Origin of the sequence: Sphingomonas sp. QA11 (assembly GCF_028473665.1) — a bacterium.
GTDB lineage: Bacteria > Pseudomonadota > Alphaproteobacteria > Sphingomonadales > Sphingomonadaceae > Sphingomonas > Sphingomonas phytovorans.
Map to the genome: position 1 here is coordinate 2,818,263 of NZ_CP098774.1, position 18,104 is coordinate 2,836,366.

Genomic DNA, 18,104 nt, shown 5'->3' on the forward strand with positions numbered 1-18,104 from the left:
CACGATATGAACGCCATCACCCATCCAAGCGCCTGTCCATGCTGCGCCTATGCCTATGCGCGGTCGGCGTTCCGATACTCGGCGCTCGACTGGATCCGCCCCGGGGCGAAGGCACGGCGAGCGGAGACGGCGGCGCGCGCCGCGCCCACGCTCGGCCGGTTGTACATCGACGGCGTCACCGTGGTCGATCCGCGCGACGGCGGCAAGACGCCCGGCATGACGATCGTGATCGATGGCAACTACATCGCCGCGGTGGTGCCGACCGTCGATGCCTCCGCCGACCGCGTGCAACGGGTTGATGCCGCCGGCAAGTTCGTCGTACCCGGCTACAACGACATGCACAGCCACGTGCTCGAGCTCGCCGACCCCTCGGGCAGCCTGGCGCTGATGCTCGCGGAGGGCGTGACCGGGTTCCGCCAGATGTCGGGCTCCCCCGCCCTCCTCGCCAAACGCCGCGACGGCAAGCTGCCGATCGGCCATGCCGCGCCGCAATTGCTGCAGACACCGGGATCTATTCTCACTCCGTTCAACGCCGCGTCGCCCGATCGGGTGCGCGAAGAAGTCCGCAAGCAGAAGGCTCAAGGGGCAGATTTCGTGAAGATGGGGTTTGCCAACCCTGACGCCTTCTTCGCCGCGATCGAGGAAGGGCGCCGCATCGGCATTCCCGTGCTTGGCCATTTGCAGGAAGGCACTGATCCTGTCGAAGCCACTGCGGCCGGGTTCCGCTCAATCGAGCATCTCGGCCCGGGCAGCACGGTCTGGGTGCGCTGCTCGATAGACGAAGAGCGATTACGTGCGGAAAGCTATCGGCGCGAGATCATCAAGCTGCCACCGTTCAAGATCCCGTTCCTCGAACGGATCGTGCTGAAGAAGTTTGAACGCATGCTGGTCAACCCTTCAGCTTTCTCGCAGGCCGTCGATGTCGATCGCCTGCGTCGCGCGAGCGAGAGCTTCAGCCGCGCGCGCGCCGAGGACATGGCGGCGCGCTTCGTCGACGACGGCAGTTGGCAATGTCCGACGCTGGTCCGCATCCGGACGCAGAGCTTCGCCGACGCGCCGGAATATCAGCAGGACGAGATGCTCGAGTACCTGCCGCCCAAGAGCGTCAGACGCTGGCGGGACGTGACCGCGTTGTGGGCCGAGCGCGACGAGCACGTACGCGGAACATATCGCACGATCTATCCGCGGCAGCTGGCGCTGACCAAGCTGCTCGCCGATGCCGGGGTACGGATGATCGTCGGTACGGATGGCGGCTCATTTCTCGGGCCTGGCCTGACGTTACGGCAGGAGTTCAAGGAACTCAGCGACGCCGGCATCGCGCCGCTTGCCATCCTGCAGATGGCGACGGTCAACGCCGCCGACTACCTGTCGCGCCGCGACACGCTGGGGCTGGTCGCCAAGGGCTATGACGCCGACCTGGTGCTGCTCGATCGCGATCCGCTGGCGGCGGTGGAGAATCTGCACGAAATCGCCGGAATCGTGCGCGCGGGACGCTATTTCTCGCGTCGCGAATTAGACGCGCTAAGATCAGAGGTTGCGAAAGGTCGCGGCTTTCTTCGATAGGGCTGGAGCTGCCGCCTCCCGCAAACTGTTCGTTCGACGCGAGTTCGCATATTCCGGCGACGTCCTACAGAACGAAACGCTGTTCAGCGACGGGGCGTGTAGCGCATATCAGCCAATATTCCGGTTGATGGCCAGTTCAGACGCTTCCCGGGCAATCAGTTCGTCCATTCGCCTTCGCACCTTCACGGCTCCCTCGTCCGTGCGGAGTAAAGCGGGTCGAAGCGACCAAAAGTCCCGGTCTCCCATCCTCTGCTGCTGCGCGGCGATCATCGGCTCGTCCTCGGACGAGAAGATCCTCGCCCGTGCGGTACGGATGCTCTCATTCAGCGTGACGTTATCGACACCGAAATTCCGTGTCGAGGCAAAGAAATAATGCGTGCTCACCGACGTGTTCGGGGTGAAGATATGAACGTTTTCGACGTTGAGCGCGCCGGCACGGCTGCCGCCGGTTTCCACGGCACCGCTGACAAGCTTCATTACGCCGGGCGCGGTCCAGTCCACCTCCGTCCAACTGTCCACCCGATCCGTCTTCTCGGGAAGGAATTGTCTGAACAACGGTGTCGGAACATCATCGACGACGTGCCAGTAGATCGAGATTACCCCATCGTCTCGCTGCATAACCTTCGCGCGAGTGCGTGAGATCGCTCCTCCGCCAAGCGTGTCCGGATGCAGGTAGTCGGTGTGCGAGAGGTCCAGAATATTGTCGACGAACAGCTGATAATGCCCGTGACCGTTGATGTACCCGTTGTTGAAAGAAGCCTCGGTCGCGCTTGAAAGGAACGACAGATCCATGATGGACATCGGGTCGGCCAGCGCAGGGTCGCCCATCCATATCCACAGGATCCGATGAGCCTCCGCAACCGGGTAGCTGCGGACGTCGAGCGATCTGGTGACCGGGCCGTGAGGATTTCGGACGCACCTGCCGGCGCCGCCGAAACCGAGCCCATGATAAGCACACACCACCACGTCGCCGTCACGCCGGCCCATGCTCAACGGGGCGAAGCGGTGAGGACAGCGATCCAGCAAAGCGTGCGCTTCGCCGGCCACATCGCGGTAGATATAGACGGGCTCGTCGAGCAGCGTTCGAGCCAGCCCATGCTCGACGGTCACCTCGTCCATCCACCCAGCCATGTACCAAGCATTGCGGAGGTAGGTCATGCGTCGTCTCCCACCGCTGCGTCCAGTGCGAAAGGCGCGCGGATAGATGCAGCCACGACGCTGCGACTGCGTGCGCCGAAGGGCTTCCCAGCCGCTATCATCGGAATTGCGATGTGGGAGAGGTCATGCGCCCCGCGCGACGGCCTTCCGCCCCGTCACCACGTCAAGCACCGCTGCCCATCGGTCGCCGCGCCAGGCAACGTGCTGATCAGGCCGCACCAGCGCCAAGCGCGCTCCATAGAGCGCCGCGACATCGACATCATCCAGCTGAATGACCTTGAGCGGCACGCCTGCCTGACTCGCCTGTGTGACGGCAGTCGCGACGTCGGCCGGATCGGCGCGGGTGTCCGCGAGCAACGTGAAGCCGTCTCCGAACAGATCGTAAAGTGATCGGCCATCCGCGAGCCAGGCATGCGGCGCCAGGCAGCCGGGACGAGCGGTTGGGACGTAGTTCTGGCTATCGCGTTCGGGGATAGCAGTCCCTTCTTCGACCAAAACCGGCGAGTCCGCGTAACAAAGGCCCAGGACTGTTCCCAGCGTGCGAAACTCGCGCGCCTTGCTTGCCTGGATGCCGCCGCCGACCTTGGCGCGGATCGCCTCCCCGACCGGGCCATCGTGTTCGATCTCGGGAGGCGGTGGCGCAACATAGATGGCGTAGTTCGCCATCGCCTCATCCATCACCGCGCGGTGTACCGGCCTGCGCTCCGCCTCGTAGCTGGCAAGCAACGCGTCCCCGCCCCAGCCATGAAGGACAGCGGCGATCTTCCATCCCAAGTCGACTCCGTCGCCAACGCCCATGTTCATGCCATAGCCGCCGGCCGGCGGATGAAGGTGGCACGCGTCGCCCGCGAGAAAGATCCTGCCCTCGGCATATTTGTCGGCGAGCAACTCGCTCGCCGTCCAGCTGTCAGCGCTAAGTATCTCGAAGGGAAGGTCTACACCGGTACGTTCACGGATCAGGCTCCTGGCTTGATCATCGCTCAAGGATGTACCGGGTTTCGCGCCTCCGGGGCTGAAGAACCAGAGATCGTCGACGTCCATCGGCCCGACCGCGCTAAAGCCATCCTTGCCGATCTGCCAGTAGATTGCCGCAGGTCCGAAGTCGTGCTGCGTCGACATGCCCGGGGCACGGAAGATGATGTTGTAGTGATGGGACAGGCCGTGCTGTCCCTCCAGCTTCGCGCCGATGAGATTGCGGACCGCGCTGCGGCCGCCATCGGCACCGATCATGTACGCAGAGCGAATCTGAAAATCGGAATCGGAGCGAAGCGTCACCGTCACGCCCCCGTCATCCTCCTGGGCGCTCACGAAAGACGTGTCGAACCGCACCTCGACATTTGGAAGCTCGCGCACCTTTTCAAGCAGAACCTTTTCGAGCTTGTACTGCGGCACCCACTGGCCATGCTCGGGATAACGCGGATCACGTTCGGGTGATGCGTTGAACGCGTTGCCGAAACGCGCGAGCTCGTGTCCTCCAGGCCCGATGCGCGTCACGAACACCATGTTGTTCGGATAGTCGATGCCGAAAGGAGCCTCGTGCGCCAAATGCTCGGCGATCCCCCAACGACGCAGGTGCGTGCGGGTGCGCACATTGGTCGTCTTGGCCCGGGGCGCCACTCCCACACGGGAGTTGCGCTCCACCAGCACTACGCGCGCACCTCGCATGCCCAACTCAATCGATGCCGCCAGCCCGACTGGTCCGGCTCCGACGACTACAACGTCGGTCTCTATCATCGTCCGCTCTCCTGAAGCATCGGTCTAGGCCGCCGGCACGACCACCTTGTTCTCTATGGCGCCCACGCCTTCGATCTCGCATCGCACCACATCGCCCGGCTTGAGAAACTGCGGCGGGGTCATCGCCACCCCCACCCCGTCGGGCGTGCCGGTCGCGATCAAGTCACCGGGATCGAGAGTGAATGCCGTCGACAGATAGCTGATCTGATCCCAGATATCGTAGACCAGCTCGCTTGTGTTGCCGTCCTGGCGCGGCTGGCCGTTGACGAACGACCGAAGGCGCAACGCGTGCGGGTCCGGTATCTCGTCGGCAGTCACGATCCAGGGACCTATGGGCCCATGCGAGTCGAAAGACTTGCCCACGGTGAAGGTCGGCGAATGCTTCTGCCAATCCCTAGCCGACACGTCGTTGCATACCATGTAGCCGAACACGTGAGCTGCCGCATCCTCGGACTTCACACCCTTCGCCGGCCTGCCGATCACGACGCATAGCTCGACTTCATAGTCCAGCATCTGCGTTACGCCCGGATCGGTGTCGTCATATGGACCCACCACGCAGCTCGTCTGCTTGTTGAACCAGAACTGATGATCCGGAATGGCCACTCCCAATCTCTTGGCCTCTTCGATGTGCTTCCGATAGTTCATGCCGATGGCAAGGAACTTGCCGGGCCTCTCCACTGGGGCCAGCAACGCCACCTCGGCTAGCGGCGCATGTGACGGCCCGTTGTCGTGCAACTCACGCACCTTCGCCAAGGCCGCCTCCCCACCAGCGATCAGCGACAGCATCGTAGGATATATTTTCTGGAGCGAGGCGAGGCTCACCACCCCTTCTCCGCGCACCACACCGAGCGCCGGGCACCCCCCATCATTGAAGCGCACCAGTTTCATGCTTGACCCCTCCACCGAAATCCGGCCGTGTCTGACCAATCGTTCACGGAGCCTTGCCACTAACAATTTTTTGGAGCAATATATATTTATGTTGAGATTGATCGATAGCGAAGCCGCTGAGCGGACAGGTCCACGGAGCCAAAGCAGCGCCGCCTATGCGGCGCTCAAGGCAGATATTCTTGCCGGCCGCGTCAGTCCGGGCGAGAAACTGAAGATCAACGATATCGCCGCGCAACTCGAGGTCAGCCCGGGCGCGATCCGCGAGGCCCTGTCCCGGCTCGTCCCCGAAGGTTTCGTCGTCTTTCGCGATCAATATGGGTTCACCGTGGCGCCGATCTCGATCGAAGATCTTCTCGACCTCACACGCGTGCGCTGTGACATCGAAGAGATCGCGCTCCGTAGATCCGTCGCGGAGGGCGATGCCGCATGGGAGGCAAATGTGCTCGGGACCGCCCATCGGCTGCGTCGCACGCCTCGCGTGATCGACGACACTCCTAACATGGAATGGCTGGCGCAACACGAACAGTTCCACCGGGCGCTGGTCAATGGCGCAGACAGTCCTCGGCTACTGGCGCTGAACGCACAGCTCTACCAGCAACTCGAACGCTATCGCGTTCTCGCGTGGAACGTCGACCGCTCTCGCGACGTCGATGCCGAGCACCAGGGCTTGGTCGACGCGGCGCTCGACCGCGACGCTGACGCGCTGGCCAAGCTCGCCCGCGCCCATTTCGACAGAACCGCTTCCTTGATCGTCGAAGCATCGCGCGGAAGCAGCGCCGTCAATTCAGCTGGCTGAACCAAAATATTGGTGGGCGCCGGCCACACCGGTGCTCAGCTGACGAACTCTACTACTAAAATGGCCTCTTCAATAACCCTGCCAGTTCGTCTTCCGTCCGGGTGAGCCCGATACCAATCGATTACAGTCTATGGGGCTCGTATAGGCCCAGCGCCTGGAGCGGCGGCGCCACCATCTCTCGCGCCAATGCGCCACGGCCGGCTTCCATCGTCGCCAGATCGCTTCAGCGGATGGCATTCTGCAGGAAGCGGCAACGGTGCCTTTGCGCATCACCACATCCCGATCTCGGTGCGGTCTTGTCAATGCTCACCATTTCACTTTGGCGGACTGCCTGCCGCAAAATGATCAACGTGACGGCGAGCAAGGCGACTAAACCAGCCCGGCTGCTGGACCGGATCCGCGTCAGCGGGCCATCAACGCCCCGAGCAGGGCCGTGATCGCCAGCGCAATACGCTGCCCGCCGCGCCAACCCATTTAGCGGGGCCCACTCAACGACATTTCCGCGCGCGCCGGTTGTTCGACATGCGCTGCTTTAGCCTGGAAAGGCGACCATCGCGACCGCGGCCGCCCCCATCACGCCGGTTGCAAGCCAACCGAAAAACTTGAGCGACGTGGAGGCCACGAACTCACCCATGATGCTTTGTTTCGATACGACGATCATCAGTCCGATGAGGACGGGCACCGCCACCACGCCGTTGATCACCGCGCTCCAGAACAATGCCTTCATTGGGCTGACAGGAGACCAGTTGATCGCGAGGCCGAGCAGCATGCCAAGTGTGATCACAGCGTAGAAGGCCTTTGCCCGCATTGGCTTGTGCTCGAGGCTGGCGTTCCAGCCGCCGATCTCGCAGATCCCATAGGCCGATGAGCCCGCCAGAACCGGCACCGCCAGCAAGCCGGTTCCAATGATGCCGAGACTGAAGACGGCGAACGCCAGATTGCCCGCAACAGGTTTGAGCGCCTGGGCGGCGTCGGCGGCACTCTGAATGTCGGTCTTGCCGGCGGCGTGCAGCGTCGTCGCGGTGCCGAGAATAATCGCGAGCGCGACGATGCTGGACACCGCCATGCCGACAAAAGTATCCCACCGGATACGACTGAGCGCATCGGGCGCCTGTGTCGGCTTCTTCTTCAGCGGCTCCCGTTCGTCACTCTGGTCGAGGTCCTCGACCTCCTGCGCCGCCTGCCAGAAGAAAAGATAGGGACTGATCGTCGTGCCAAAGATGGCAACGACCGTGGTGACCGCTCCTGCCCCGACAATCGTTGGAATAACCAGGCCTGTCGCCGCTGCGTGCCAGTCGACCTTCACCATGAAGATCAGCGCGATATAGGCGAAGAGGACGAGCGTGAGCCATTTCAGGATGTTCACATACCGGTGATAGGGCACGAACAGCTGGAGGAGCAGCGAGAGGATCGCAAAGAAGATGGTGAAACCGTGAGTCCAGCCGCCGACGACCAGCGAAGACGCCTCGCCCATCGCGGCGAGATCCGCGCCGACATTGATCGTATTGGCAATGAAAAGCAGCCCGATCAACAGGATCACCAGCCAGCGCGGCATGATCTTGCCGAGACTGTTCCCCAAGCCCCGCCCCGTTACGCGCCCGACTCGCGCACTGGCGAGTTGCACGGCGACCATGAGGGGATAGCACAGCGTCATCGTCCACATCAGACCGGTGCCAAATTGAGCCCCGGCTTGCGAATAGGTTGCGATCCCGCTCGGGTCATCGTCGGCAGCCCCCGTCACAAGCCCCGGGCCAAGCCGCTTGACCTTGTCGAGGATGCTCATGCTTTTGCTCCACTCGCTCTATCGTAAAGGGAGCAGCCCAGTGACCATGCCTTCCCTTTATGTTTCACGAGCGAAACGCTGCTTATGAGACGGAGTTGCGCAAGCCGACCGAATTCGCATTGATCGCGATTAAGTTAGCCAGGACATTGGCTCACAACCGGATAACAGCTCGTCGTTACACCTTTGATTTTACTGCGCGATCGGCGATAGGCTGCGCCCGGGACACCCAATTTTCGAGATGTGAATGGCTTCTCTTCCCTCAATGAGAATTTCTGCGGCGCCGAAATCGGGAGTCGAGGCACGTGTCGCGGCGGGTCTCGCCCTCGTGATCCTCTTCTTTGTGGCAAGCGGCTGGATAGCCTATTCCAACATCAGCGTGCTACGCGACGATGCCGCCAAGATCCAGCATTCCTACTCGGTCATTGCCTCGCTCGACGAGTTGCTCTCGACCGTTCAGGACGCGGAAACCGGCCAGCGTGGATATCTGCTGACGGGCAAGGACACATATCTAGCCCCATACGAGGATGCCCTGGCACGTGTCGGATCGGAGCTTCGTGGTATAACCTCTCTCACCAGCGACAATGCCTCCCAGCAGGCAAGCATCGTGACGCTCAAACGCCATATCGACGCCAAGCTCGCCGAACTGAAGCAAACCATCGACCTGCGTCAGCACACCGATCTCGCCGCCGCCCTCGCGGTCGTCACGAGTGATCGTGGCAAGCTCGAGATGGATGCGATCCGGACTCAGCTCGATCTGATGCAGCGGGAAGAAGCCCGACTGCGCCAGCTTCGCGTTGACGAAATGGCCGCGGCGTATCGGACGGCCTGGGTCAGCGGGATATTGTCCGGCCTGCTCGGCATCGCACTAACTCTTGTTATCGGCTTCCTCATCCGCCGGGCGTCGGCCGCTCGCGAGCGGCAGCAATGGCTTCAATCGGGCCAGGTTGGCCTCGCCGGCGCCATGCTGGGCGATCTGGCACCACAGCAGCTGGGCGAGAATGTCCTTGCCTATCTCACCAGATTTCTCGGCGCGCAGGGAGGCGCCGTCTTCGCTGATGATGGGACCGGTTACTATAGCCGTGTCGCGACCAACGGCGTCCCGGCCGACGCGAAGATCGTCGAGCGTTTTTCCCTGAAGGATGGCGTGCTGGGGCGCGTGGCCGCCGATCGGACACCGGCGCTTCTCAGCGACATCCCGGATGGTTACCTGACCATCGGCTCCGCGCTCGGGCAGGACAAGCCGCGGCACCTGACCATCTCGCCGGCCACCGCCGATGACGTCGTCCAGGGTGTGGTCGAACTGGGTTTCCTCCAGCCCGTCAACGACCATGCAACCGCGTTTCTCGACCTGGCGTCTACCTCGATCGGTATCGCGCTCCGCTCGGCCAGGTTCAGGGCCGAACTGCAGAACCTGCTGGAGGAAACCCAGCGGCAGTCCGAGGAGCTGCAGGTTCAGTCCGAGGAGCTTCGCGTCTCGAACGAGGAACTGGAGGAACAGGGCCGCGCGCTCAAGGAATCCCAGGTCCGGCTCGAACAGCAGCAGGTCGAACTCGAACAGACCAACGCCCAGCTTGAAGAGCAAGCCCAGCTCCTCGAAGCGCAGCGCGACGACCTCACGCGATCGAGCGCCGCAGTGGAATTGAAGGCCCGTGAGCTCGAACAGGCGAGCCGATACAAGTCGGACTTCCTCGCCAACATGTCGCACGAACTGCGCACGCCGCTGAACTCGCTGCTCATCCTGTCCAAGCTGCTGGGCGACAACCCACATGACAATCTGACCGAAGAACAGGTCAAATACGCCCGGACCATTCAGTCCTCCGGCAACGACCTGCTAGCGTTGATCAACGACATCCTCGACCTGTCCAAGATCGAGGCCGGCCATGTCGAGGTGAAGCCGGAGACTGTCTCGCTCGATCGCCTTGCGAACGACTTGCAGCAGACCTTCCAGCCGGTCGCCAATGAGCGATCGCTCCAGTTCGATATCTCACGCACCGCAGCCTGTTCGCCGACGATCGACACCGACCGGCAGCGTCTCGAACAGATCCTGAAGAATCTGCTCTCCAACGCGTTCAAGTTCACTGAAGCCGGCAGCGTCCGCTTCTCGGTCGAACAGGTCGACGCCGGCCACATCGCCTTTGCCGTCACGGATACCGGCATCGGCATCGCGGAAGACCAGCAGCGCGATATCTTTGACGCCTTCCGGCAGGCCGACGGTACGATCAGCCGGAAATATGGCGGCACCGGTCTCGGCCTTTCGATCTCGCGCGAGCTATCGCGACTCCTCGGCGGAAGCCTCGCGCTCGCCAGCACGCCGGGAAAAGGCAGCCGCTTCACACTGACGCTGCCGACGACTTACGACCCGGCGCTGGTGGCGCCCCGCGATGAGCCGAGACTGTCCGAGAAAATGCCGGCAACCATGCGACCGCTGAGCCAGGAGGTGGCAGCGACGCCGGTGCCGCTGCCGCGCCGGGTCGAGGACGACCGGGCCAATCTGGTCAGCGCGGGCCGGATCCTGCTGGTCGTCGAGGATGATGAGAGCTTTGCCGGCATCGTCCGGGACCTGTCGCACGAGATGGGCTTCCAATGCCTCGTCGCCGGCACGGCCGGGGAAGCGCTCGAACTCGCGCGTCAGTTCAAGCCAAGCGCGGTGGTGCTCGATGTGGGCCTGCCCGATCAGTCGGGCCTTGCCGTGCTTGATCGGCTGAAGCGGGATGTCGCCACGCGGCATATTCCTGTCCATATCGTCTCGGCGAGCGACCATACCCAGACCGCGCTGTCGCTCGGCGCGATCGGCTACCTCGTCAAGCCAGTGAAGCGCGAGGAATTGGCCGGTGTCCTTGAGGCGTTGGCGACGAAACTGGCACGAACCGTGCGCCGTATCCTCATCGTCGAGGACGATCCCGTCCAGCTCGATGCCGTGCAGAGACTACTGGCGAGCAGCGATGTTGAGACCGTCGGTGTCAGGACGGCAGCCGAGTGTCTGGCGCTCCTCAGGGAGGAAACGTTCGACTGCATGGTCCTCGACCTGACCTTGCAGGATGCGTCGGGCTTTGCGCTCCTGGAGACCCTGAGCGGCGAAGGAACGCACAGCTTCCCGCCCGTCATCGTCTATACCGGGCACGATCTCTCCTTGGACGACGAGCAGCGACTGCGGCGCTATTCTGACTCGATCATCATCAAGGGCGCGCGTTCTCCGGAGCGCCTGCTCGACGAGGTTTCACTCTTCCTGCACCAGGTCGTGACCGAGCTTTCGCCCGAGCAGCAGAGGATGATCCGAAAGGCGCACAACCGCGATGCCATCCTGGAGGGCCGGCGAATCCTCATCGTCGAGGACGATGTCCGCAACGTCTATTCGCTGACCAATATCCTCGAGCCGCGCGGCGCCGTCGTCGAGATCGCGCGGAATGGACGAGAAGCGATCGATGCGCTGGAGAAATCCGCCGGCGACGGTGCACATCCTATTGCCCTTGTGCTGATGGATGTGATGATGCCGGTCATGGACGGTCTCACCGCGACGCGCGAAATCCGGAAGGATCCGCGCTTCAGGAAGCTCCCGATCATCTCGCTGACCGCCAAGGCCATGCCCGACGATCAGCAACGCTGCATTGAGGCGGGGGCAAGCGACTACATGGCCAAGCCGCTCGACGTGGATAAATTGCTTTCCCTCGTCCGCGTCTGGATGCCGCGATAAGCTCTCCCATGACCAACGAGATCGAGGATATCGAGATAAGGCTGCTGCTCGAAGCGCTGCGTCACCGCTATCACTATGATTTCCGCGGGTACGCGTTTGCGTCAATCAAGCGACGTCTGCGGCAGGCGCGCGAGCAAATGGCGTTCTCGACCTTCTCCGCAATGCAGGAGCGCCTGCTGCACGACGAGTCGATGTTGCCCAGGCTGCTCGGCTACCTCACCGTCCAGGTCAGCGAGATGTTCCGGGATCCTTCCTATTTTCGGGCACTCCGCGAAAAGGTGGTGCCCCATCTGCGTACCTATCCATCGCTCAAGATCTGGGTCGCGGGATGCAGCGCGGGCGAGGAACTCTATTCTCTCGTCATTCTCTTCCGCGAGGAGGGGCTCGAGGAGCGAAGCTTGTTCTACGCGACCGACATCAATCAAGCCGCGCTGGAGGCTGCATCAAAGGGAATCTACCCACTCGACCGCATCAGCAAATTCACCGAAAATCACCGTTTGTCCGGAGGCAAGTCTTCACTCTCCGACTATTACAGCAGTGCCTATGGTGGTGCGGCCTTCGACAAGAGCCTGCGCGATCGCGTCGTGTTTTCGGATCACAGCCTGGCGACCGATGCGGTGTTCGCCGAGATGCAGCTGATTTCGTGCCGCAATGTCCTCATCTACTTCAATCGCGATCTGCAGGACCGCTCCATCGGCCTCTTCCGCGATTCGCTGCCGCGAAATGGCTTCCTTGGCCTCGGCTCAAAGGAAAATCTGCGCTTCACCTCGCACGCCGCCGCCTTTAGCGAGTTCGTGCGCGAGGAGAAGATCTACCAGAGGCGGGACGCATGAGCGATATCGTGCCAGGCGCCGTCGTGATCGGGGCGTCGGCCGGCGCGGTCGATGCCCTGTCACGGATTTTGCCCGCCCTGCCCGCCGACTATCCGCTACCGATCCTGATCGTGGTCCATATACCGCCGGACCGACAGAATATTCTCGCGCCGCTGTTCCAGGCCAAATGCCGGATGGCCGTCCGCGAGGCGGAGGACAAGGAACCGGCACTTGGCGGCGTCATCTATTTCGCCCCGGCAGACTATCATCTGCTCGTGGAGGCAGAAGGCACGCTGTCTCTCTCATCCGACGAAGCAGTCCTGCACTCCCGTCCATCAATCGACGTCTTGTTCGAAAGCGCTGCCGACGCCTTTGGCGCCGCGCTCATCGGCGTCGTCCTGACCGGCGCCAATCCGGACGGCGCGAAAGGGTTGAAGGCCATTGCGGACGCGGGCGGCACCGTGATCGTAGAGGATCCAGCCAACGCCTACGCGGACGCGATGCCTTTGGCCGCGCTACAGGAATGTCCTCTCGCAACCATCATTCCCCTCACCGAGATCGCGAGTCATCTCATGAAAGCCTGTGAAATATGACACGCGAGGCCGAACCGGTGTCCCTGCTTCTGGTCGACGATCTCGAGGAAAATCTCCTCTCACTGGAGGCATTGCTAAGGCATGACGACCTCCTTCTGTTGAAGGCGCGATCAGGCGAAGAGGCGCTGGAAATATTGCTGAAACACGATGTCGCGCTCGCGTTGCTCGACGTGCAGATGCCCACCATGGACGGCTTCGAACTCGCCGAGTTCATGCGCGGCAGCGAGCGCACGCGACATATCCCCATCATCTTCGTCACGGCTGGACGTGCCGACAACCAGCGTCGTTTCCGGGGATATGAGGCCGGTGCGGTCGATTTCATCGAAAAGCCGATCGAAGCCGATATCCTGCGCAGCAAGGTCGATATATTCTGCGACTTGTACCGCCAGCGCCGACAGATCGCGGCACAGCGCGACGCGCTGGAAAACGTATCGCAAGCCCTTAGGGACGCGGACCGACATAAGGATCAGTTTCTCGCGGTCCTGGGGCACGAACTGCGCAACCCGGTCGCCGCGCTGCAGGCGGGCGCGCACCTGCTGAAGAAGCACGCTGGAACCGAGAAGGCCGAAGCCGTTCGCGAAAGTATGGAGCGGCAGCTTTTTCATCTCTCGCGCCTGGTCGAAGATCTTCTCGACATTTCGCGGATCAGCGAGGGCAAGATTTCGCTCCGAAAAGAGCGGGTCGCGCTGGGCACGATTCTCCGCTCCGCGATAGAGGCGAGCGAGCCCAACATCGACGCAGCCGACCATGTCTTCACCACCGATGTACCGGACGAGCCGATCTGGCTTGATGCCGACCATACCCGGATTGCCCAGGTGGTGGCCAACCTCCTCAACAACGCTGCCAAATACACACCCAATGGAGGCGTTATCTCCCTGGCCGCACACTGCACGGACCGGCATGCAGTGATCACGGTCACCGACAACGGTGTGGGTGTACCGGCGGAGATGCAGTCCCGGATTTTCCAGATCTTTGAGCAGGTGGAAGATCACCGCAGCCAGGCCGCGGGCGGCCTGGGTATCGGGCTTGCGCTTGTCCGCCAGATTATCGGACTGCATGACGGATCGATCGCGGTGAATAGCGAAGGGCAAGGCAAAGGCAGCGTATTCCTGGTCAGGCTCCCGCTCGGTGACCAACCGCCGTCGTTATAGACGTGATGAAATGACCATCACGTCTGTCAGCCCCCAATGCTCCTCTTGTGGCTCACAGGCATCGTTCGTCTCCCAGGTTTGACCTGAAATTACAGGCCGCCCCGAAAAGGCCAGGATGGGCTCGGATCTCCATGTACATTCGCACCGTGGAGGAGAGCAGTGCCGTTATATACACCTCACACGTGAAACCATGTTCGCTACGACGGAGACGGGAACAAGTCGCGCGCTGGACGATTTAGTCCTTCGATAACATGCGAATGTCTATCGCGAAATTTGGAGAGTGATATGAGTGTCAAAGGCGAAATCAAGGAAGCCGCCGGCTATGTGAAGGAAGAGCTTTACGAGCACGGCAAATCCCCCGAAAGCCAGAAGAAGGCCCAGGAAGGCCGCGATTTACGCAATGAGGGGCGCATCGAGGACGGCAAAGCGCCTAAAAGCTCCAAACCTGGCACCGGCAAATAATAGAAGTACCGCCCGATGGCGCGGCATTTTTTATCGCGCGAGCGAGCGCGGGCACCGAGATTGTCGATGGCTCGTGAATGAGGCGCAACAGCGTACGAATTATTCGTCCAAACAAACAAGCTGAGAGGATGAACATGGGAAAAGGTATTTTGCTTTGGCTGCTCGGCATACCGCTACCAATTATCATCCTCCTTTTGCTGTTTTGGCACTGAGATGGCGGCCGATTCTCGCAGCCGGCTCGATCCGGCACTTTATCCCGTTGGAACGCTGGAAAATGCCGGCGGTACGGCGGTTTCCTGGGGTGCGATCCTTGCAGGCACCGTCGCCGCGACCGCATTGACGCTGACCCTCTTCACCCTCGGTTCGGCCTTTGGGCTCGCCGCAGTTTCACCCTGGCCTGGTGCGGGCGTCAAGCCGACCACATTCACGATCGGAGCGGGCATATGGCTGATCGTCACGCAGTGGCTCTCGTCGATGCTGGGTGGCTATATGGCCGGCCGGCTGCGCACACGTTGGATTGGTGTACATACTGACGAGGTCTTCTTCCGTGATACGGCGCATGGTTTTATGACATGGGCGCTCGCGACCGTGATCATCGCACTTGTGGCCCTTGCCGCGACATCGATCACGTCGCTCGCCGCACCAGTTCCCGAGGTCGAGATCACGAAAGAAGCGGCGGATGCAGCGCGTAAAATCGCCGCGACCTTTGCAGGCTTTGTCGGCATATCGTTGGTGGTCGGCGCCTTTGTCGCATCGGTGGGCGGCGCGGTCGGAGGCCGGCTAAGAGACCTGCATCCCTAAGGTTATTAAGAGCAGAGTGCGCCTGCTCGGCATCGGCTGAGCAGGCGCTGAGGGCTGCTTTAAATTCTAAACCGTATCAGGCCTTACATATCGTCACATATCGTTGGCTTCCTGATCGAGCGGCGATACGGTCCCGTCCCCAAGCCGCCTGCCGTGCCGGCCATGGCTGCCGCTATTTGGCAACACGTTCTGCTTTCATCCGTCCCTACTTTCACTGGACTCGACCGGGCGACCTGCGCGCTCGCAATAATTCAAAAAGAACTCAAAGCAGTCGCGCTATCGGCGCAGGTATTGGCCGCTTTTTCAAGCAGCTGCTTGTCAGGGAGGGTTATAGAAATGAAATATGGTTCCGTCGCCAGATTACCGGAACATATCGCTCGGTTGCCCCGTTCCAAGTCCAGAAAACAAATCGACAGGGATTGGGTGTGGACCGACAAGGTGTCAGCCTATTAAAGATCTTTGCGATCTTCTGCACCCTGCCCGTCGCGTTTCCCGGTACGCCGGCAACAGCGCAGGCCATCACTGATCCCACTAAACCGCAGCCGCCAGCCGCACCGCCTCCTCCCAAGCCCGCTCAGGGACCTCCCTCGCCCTTCACCTTCACGGCAGCCTATACCGCCGATCTGGTCGATACCGTTTCCGGCGGCAAGAATCCGGGACCGGGCTATATTCACCTTATCAAGCTCTCGGCGGCTTATGACGGAAACCTTGCCGGACATGCCGGATTGAGCGGCCTTGTCAGCGTGGTCAATCTCAACGGCTCGACCTTCACGACCTCGAAGGTCGGCGGCGTGCAAAGCATATCCGCCTCGGAAGCCCAACCGGCCGCCACGCGACTCTACGAAGCGTGGCTGCAACAGGAAATCCTGCAAGGACGCGGTGGGGTGAAGGCGGGGTTTGTCGACATCAATACCACCTTTGATGTCCAGGAGACCGCGGCGCTCTTCCTCAATGCCTCGCACGGCATCGGACCCGATTTCAGCGACACCGGCCGGAATGGGCCTTCCGACTATCCGACGCCCGCCCTGGCGATGACGGCGTTCTATCGACCCGCCGATGGCTGGACGGCGCAATTGGGTATCTTCGACGGTGTCGCCGGCGCTCCCGACCATAAAGCCGCCTTTCTAGCCGTGAAGCTGGAGGGGGCATTGATCGTCGGCCAGGTCGAAAAACGCTTTGGCGACGCGGCACGCGTCGAATTGGGGGCGTGGACCTACACCGCGTCATTCCCGGCCCTTGACCAAGGACCGGTTGGCGCCACCCCACGCGCCTTGCGCGGGAACAGCGGCCTTTATGGCCTTGTCGAAGGGCGATTGTTGAACGCGCCGGGTGATCGCGAAGGGGGACTGAGCGGCTGGGTTCGTATCGGCATTGCCAACGGCGCCATCAACGAGATCGACAATTATCTGGGAGCTGGCCTCGTCTATACCGGTCTGATCAAGGGACGTGACAAGGACGAAATCGGCATTGCCATCGCCAGGGCTGGTTTCGGATCCCCGGCACGGTCCGCCGAAGCGCGGCTCGGCAATGATCTTGGCAGCGCTGAAACCGATCTGGAACTGACCTACCGCTACGCGTTCAAGGACTGGCTCAACATTCAGCCGGATATTCAGTATGTCATTAATCCCCACGCGGATCTGCATCTGCCCAACGCACTTGTCTTTGGTCTGCGCTTCGCATTTACCTATTCAAAATAGTCGGCCCGACAGGTGGGATCGGTCTCTATTACGGTCGAGCAAGAGGGGATGGGGCGGCAATCACGGCCTTTACGGGAGAATTGATCGGACAGGCTTTGCCGCGATCGAAACAGGCACGCACCGCTTCCCCGTCCACCATGGTCCAGGCAACACGCGCTACATACCGGGTACAGGCTTGGTCGGCACTCCGGTAGATCGCGCCGACGGAAGCATGCGCGGTTTGCAGCCGATCTCCACTGACCCCGATATGCTCCAGACGCACGCCGGAAGGCGACAGCAATGTCGTCCGTACTCTTCGGCAGACACGACCAGCAAGTTCCATCCCGTTTTCGACCTTGTAGGCCACAGGTGCGCCGAGGCTGAAATACGGACTGCCCGAGGCCTGTGTCTGAATATCCACGGTTGACCCCGAGCTTGCGCAACCCGCAAGGCATAGGGCGCCGCCAAGATAGGCACTCATCGCCCGACCTGTGATCATCGCTCGCCTCACGACATCACCTCCATATGCTGCGTTCAAAACTTCACCCCATGTTTCAAGAGGTTCTTGCTTTGCAAATGCGCCGCAGCTCCTGAGCATCTGCCCGGTCAGATCGCAAAACGCTTGGTGCTTCCTTAAGGCTCCTTCTCTCTTTTGCGAATTTCCGAATATCCACAGCTTGCAGATTGTGGCGGGGCCACGCCACTTTCCGAGGCGTCTTTTCCCCGAAGACTCTCAGATCGGCCGTCGATCGGCGCTTCTTCCACTTGGCAACAGTCTTCTGGTTGACCCCGTGCCGCTTCGCCAGCGTCCTCAGGCTCTCTTGACTATGTTGTGCTCGACGGACCGCCTCTGTCGTTGTGGCGCTCCCGTGGAGTACCTGGCCCATAGCGCTTCCTTCCAGTTGATGGTGAATAGCGCACCATCAAAACCCGGGATCAAACACATCGTAGTCGCTTCGCCGCTCCACGGCCGATATGGACCTCACCACGTCAAAG

Annotated in this window: 14 protein-coding genes and 1 pseudogene; 9 read left to right on the forward strand and 6 right to left on the reverse strand. The window is 61.5% G+C overall.

Annotated features, from left to right (window positions below):
* The first annotated feature begins 6 nt into the window (after positions 1 to 6).
* Positions 7 to 1,563 (forward strand): amidohydrolase family protein, encoded by a 1,557-nt coding sequence (locus NDN01_RS13085; protein WP_272621858.1) that lies wholly within the window; start codon positions 7 to 9, stop codon positions 1,561 to 1,563.
* Between the two features lie 108 nt (positions 1,564 to 1,671).
* Here NDN01_RS13085 and NDN01_RS13090 read toward each other — a convergent pair whose 3' ends face one another.
* The 3 genes from NDN01_RS13090 to NDN01_RS13100 form a co-directional block, all read right to left on the reverse strand.
* A complete protein-coding gene (locus NDN01_RS13090) occupies positions 1,672 to 2,721 on the reverse strand; it encodes an aromatic ring-hydroxylating dioxygenase subunit alpha (protein WP_272621860.1) in 1,050 nt (349 codons plus the stop codon).
* Between the two features lie 123 nt (positions 2,722 to 2,844).
* Positions 2,845 to 4,455 carry an FAD-dependent monooxygenase gene (locus NDN01_RS13095; RefSeq protein WP_272621862.1) on the reverse strand — a complete coding sequence of 537 codons (1,611 nt, stop codon included), beginning with the start codon at positions 4,453 to 4,455 and terminating at the stop codon, positions 2,845 to 2,847.
* 24 nt (positions 4,456 to 4,479) lie between these two features.
* Positions 4,480 to 5,343, reverse strand: coding sequence for a fumarylacetoacetate hydrolase family protein (locus NDN01_RS13100; RefSeq protein WP_272621864.1), 864 nt, complete (start codon positions 5,341 to 5,343; stop codon positions 4,480 to 4,482).
* On the opposite strand from NDN01_RS13100, the gene NDN01_RS13105 reads away from it, so the two are divergent.
* The gene (locus NDN01_RS13105) at positions 5,324 to 6,139 is read left to right on the forward strand and encodes a GntR family transcriptional regulator (RefSeq protein WP_272621865.1); all 816 of its coding nucleotides are present in this window, start codon (positions 5,324 to 5,326) and stop codon (positions 6,137 to 6,139) included. The two genes, NDN01_RS13100 and NDN01_RS13105, sit on opposite strands and share 20 nt — an antisense overlap.
* A 532-nt stretch (positions 6,140 to 6,671) precedes the next feature.
* Here NDN01_RS13105 and NDN01_RS13110 read toward each other — a convergent pair.
* The gene (locus NDN01_RS13110; RefSeq protein ID WP_272621867.1) at positions 6,672 to 7,922 is read right to left on the reverse strand and encodes an NRAMP family divalent metal transporter; all 1,251 of its coding nucleotides are present in this window, start codon (positions 7,920 to 7,922) and stop codon (positions 6,672 to 6,674) included.
* A gap of 262 nt (positions 7,923 to 8,184) precedes the next feature.
* Between NDN01_RS13110 and NDN01_RS13115 the strand changes: the two genes are divergently transcribed.
* The 7 genes from NDN01_RS13115 to NDN01_RS13145 all read left to right on the forward strand — a co-directional run bounded on the left by NDN01_RS13115 (position 8,185) and on the right by NDN01_RS13145 (position 17,129).
* Positions 8,185 to 11,613 carry a response regulator gene (locus NDN01_RS13115; protein ID WP_272621869.1) on the forward strand — a complete coding sequence of 1,143 codons (3,429 nt, stop codon included), beginning with the start codon at positions 8,185 to 8,187 and terminating at the stop codon, positions 11,611 to 11,613.
* Between the two features lie 8 nt (positions 11,614 to 11,621).
* Positions 11,622 to 12,446, forward strand: a complete 825-nt coding sequence (locus NDN01_RS13120) for a CheR family methyltransferase (protein ID WP_272621871.1) — start codon at positions 11,622 to 11,624, stop codon at positions 12,444 to 12,446.
* Positions 12,443 to 13,018: a chemotaxis protein CheB gene (locus tag NDN01_RS13125; RefSeq protein ID WP_272621873.1), complete on the forward strand. Its 576-nt coding sequence runs from the start codon at positions 12,443 to 12,445 to the stop codon at positions 13,016 to 13,018. Before NDN01_RS13120 ends, NDN01_RS13125 begins: the two co-directional genes overlap by 4 nt.
* Positions 13,015 to 14,169 (forward strand): hybrid sensor histidine kinase/response regulator, encoded by a 1,155-nt coding sequence (locus NDN01_RS13130; RefSeq protein WP_272621875.1) that lies wholly within the window; start codon positions 13,015 to 13,017, stop codon positions 14,167 to 14,169. Before NDN01_RS13125 ends, NDN01_RS13130 begins: the two co-directional genes overlap by 4 nt.
* 285 nt (positions 14,170 to 14,454) lie before the next feature.
* The gene (locus tag NDN01_RS13135; protein WP_272621878.1) at positions 14,455 to 14,631 is read left to right on the forward strand and encodes a hypothetical protein; all 177 of its coding nucleotides are present in this window, start codon (positions 14,455 to 14,457) and stop codon (positions 14,629 to 14,631) included.
* Between the two features lie 213 nt (positions 14,632 to 14,844).
* Positions 14,845 to 15,432 (forward strand): hypothetical protein, encoded by a 588-nt coding sequence (locus NDN01_RS13140; protein ID WP_272621879.1) that lies wholly within the window; start codon positions 14,845 to 14,847, stop codon positions 15,430 to 15,432.
* Positions 15,433 to 15,608: 176 nt separating this feature from the next.
* Positions 15,609 to 17,129: a carbohydrate porin gene (locus NDN01_RS13145; protein WP_272621880.1), complete on the forward strand. Its 1,521-nt coding sequence runs from the start codon at positions 15,609 to 15,611 to the stop codon at positions 17,127 to 17,129.
* 28 nt (positions 17,130 to 17,157) lie between these two features.
* Here the strand turns inward: NDN01_RS13145 and NDN01_RS13150 are convergent, their stop codons facing one another.
* Both NDN01_RS13150 and NDN01_RS13155 read right to left on the reverse strand, forming a co-directional pair.
* Positions 17,158 to 17,529: a hypothetical protein gene (locus tag NDN01_RS13150; RefSeq protein ID WP_272621882.1), complete on the reverse strand. Its 372-nt coding sequence runs from the start codon at positions 17,527 to 17,529 to the stop codon at positions 17,158 to 17,160.
* 247 nt (positions 17,530 to 17,776) lie between these two features.
* A pseudogene (locus NDN01_RS13155) lies at positions 17,777 to 17,995 on the reverse strand (IS481 family transposase); the annotation flags it as partial.
* Between the last annotated feature and the right edge of the window lie 109 nt (positions 17,996 to 18,104).

Coding starts and splice junctions, on each gene's coding strand:
- NDN01_RS13085 (WP_272621858.1), top strand. CDS start 7: ATGAACGCCATCACCCATCCAAGCGCCTGTCCATGCTGCGCCTATGCC.
- NDN01_RS13090 (WP_272621860.1), bottom strand. CDS start 2,721: ATGACCTACCTCCGCAATGCTTGGTACATGGCTGGGTGGATGGACGAG.
- NDN01_RS13095 (WP_272621862.1), bottom strand. CDS start 4,455: ATGATAGAGACCGACGTTGTAGTCGTCGGAGCCGGACCAGTCGGGCTG.
- NDN01_RS13100 (WP_272621864.1), bottom strand. CDS start 5,343: ATGAAACTGGTGCGCTTCAATGATGGGGGGTGCCCGGCGCTCGGTGTG.
- NDN01_RS13110 (WP_272621867.1), bottom strand. CDS start 7,922: ATGAGCATCCTCGACAAGGTCAAGCGGCTTGGCCCGGGGCTTGTGACG.
- NDN01_RS13115 (WP_272621869.1), top strand. CDS start 8,185: ATGAGAATTTCTGCGGCGCCGAAATCGGGAGTCGAGGCACGTGTCGCG.
- NDN01_RS13120 (WP_272621871.1), top strand. CDS start 11,622: ATGACCAACGAGATCGAGGATATCGAGATAAGGCTGCTGCTCGAAGCG.
- NDN01_RS13125 (WP_272621873.1), top strand. CDS start 12,443: ATGAGCGATATCGTGCCAGGCGCCGTCGTGATCGGGGCGTCGGCCGGC.
- NDN01_RS13130 (WP_272621875.1), top strand. CDS start 13,015: ATGACACGCGAGGCCGAACCGGTGTCCCTGCTTCTGGTCGACGATCTC.
- NDN01_RS13135 (WP_272621878.1), top strand. CDS start 14,455: ATGAGTGTCAAAGGCGAAATCAAGGAAGCCGCCGGCTATGTGAAGGAA.
- NDN01_RS13140 (WP_272621879.1), top strand. CDS start 14,845: ATGGCGGCCGATTCTCGCAGCCGGCTCGATCCGGCACTTTATCCCGTT.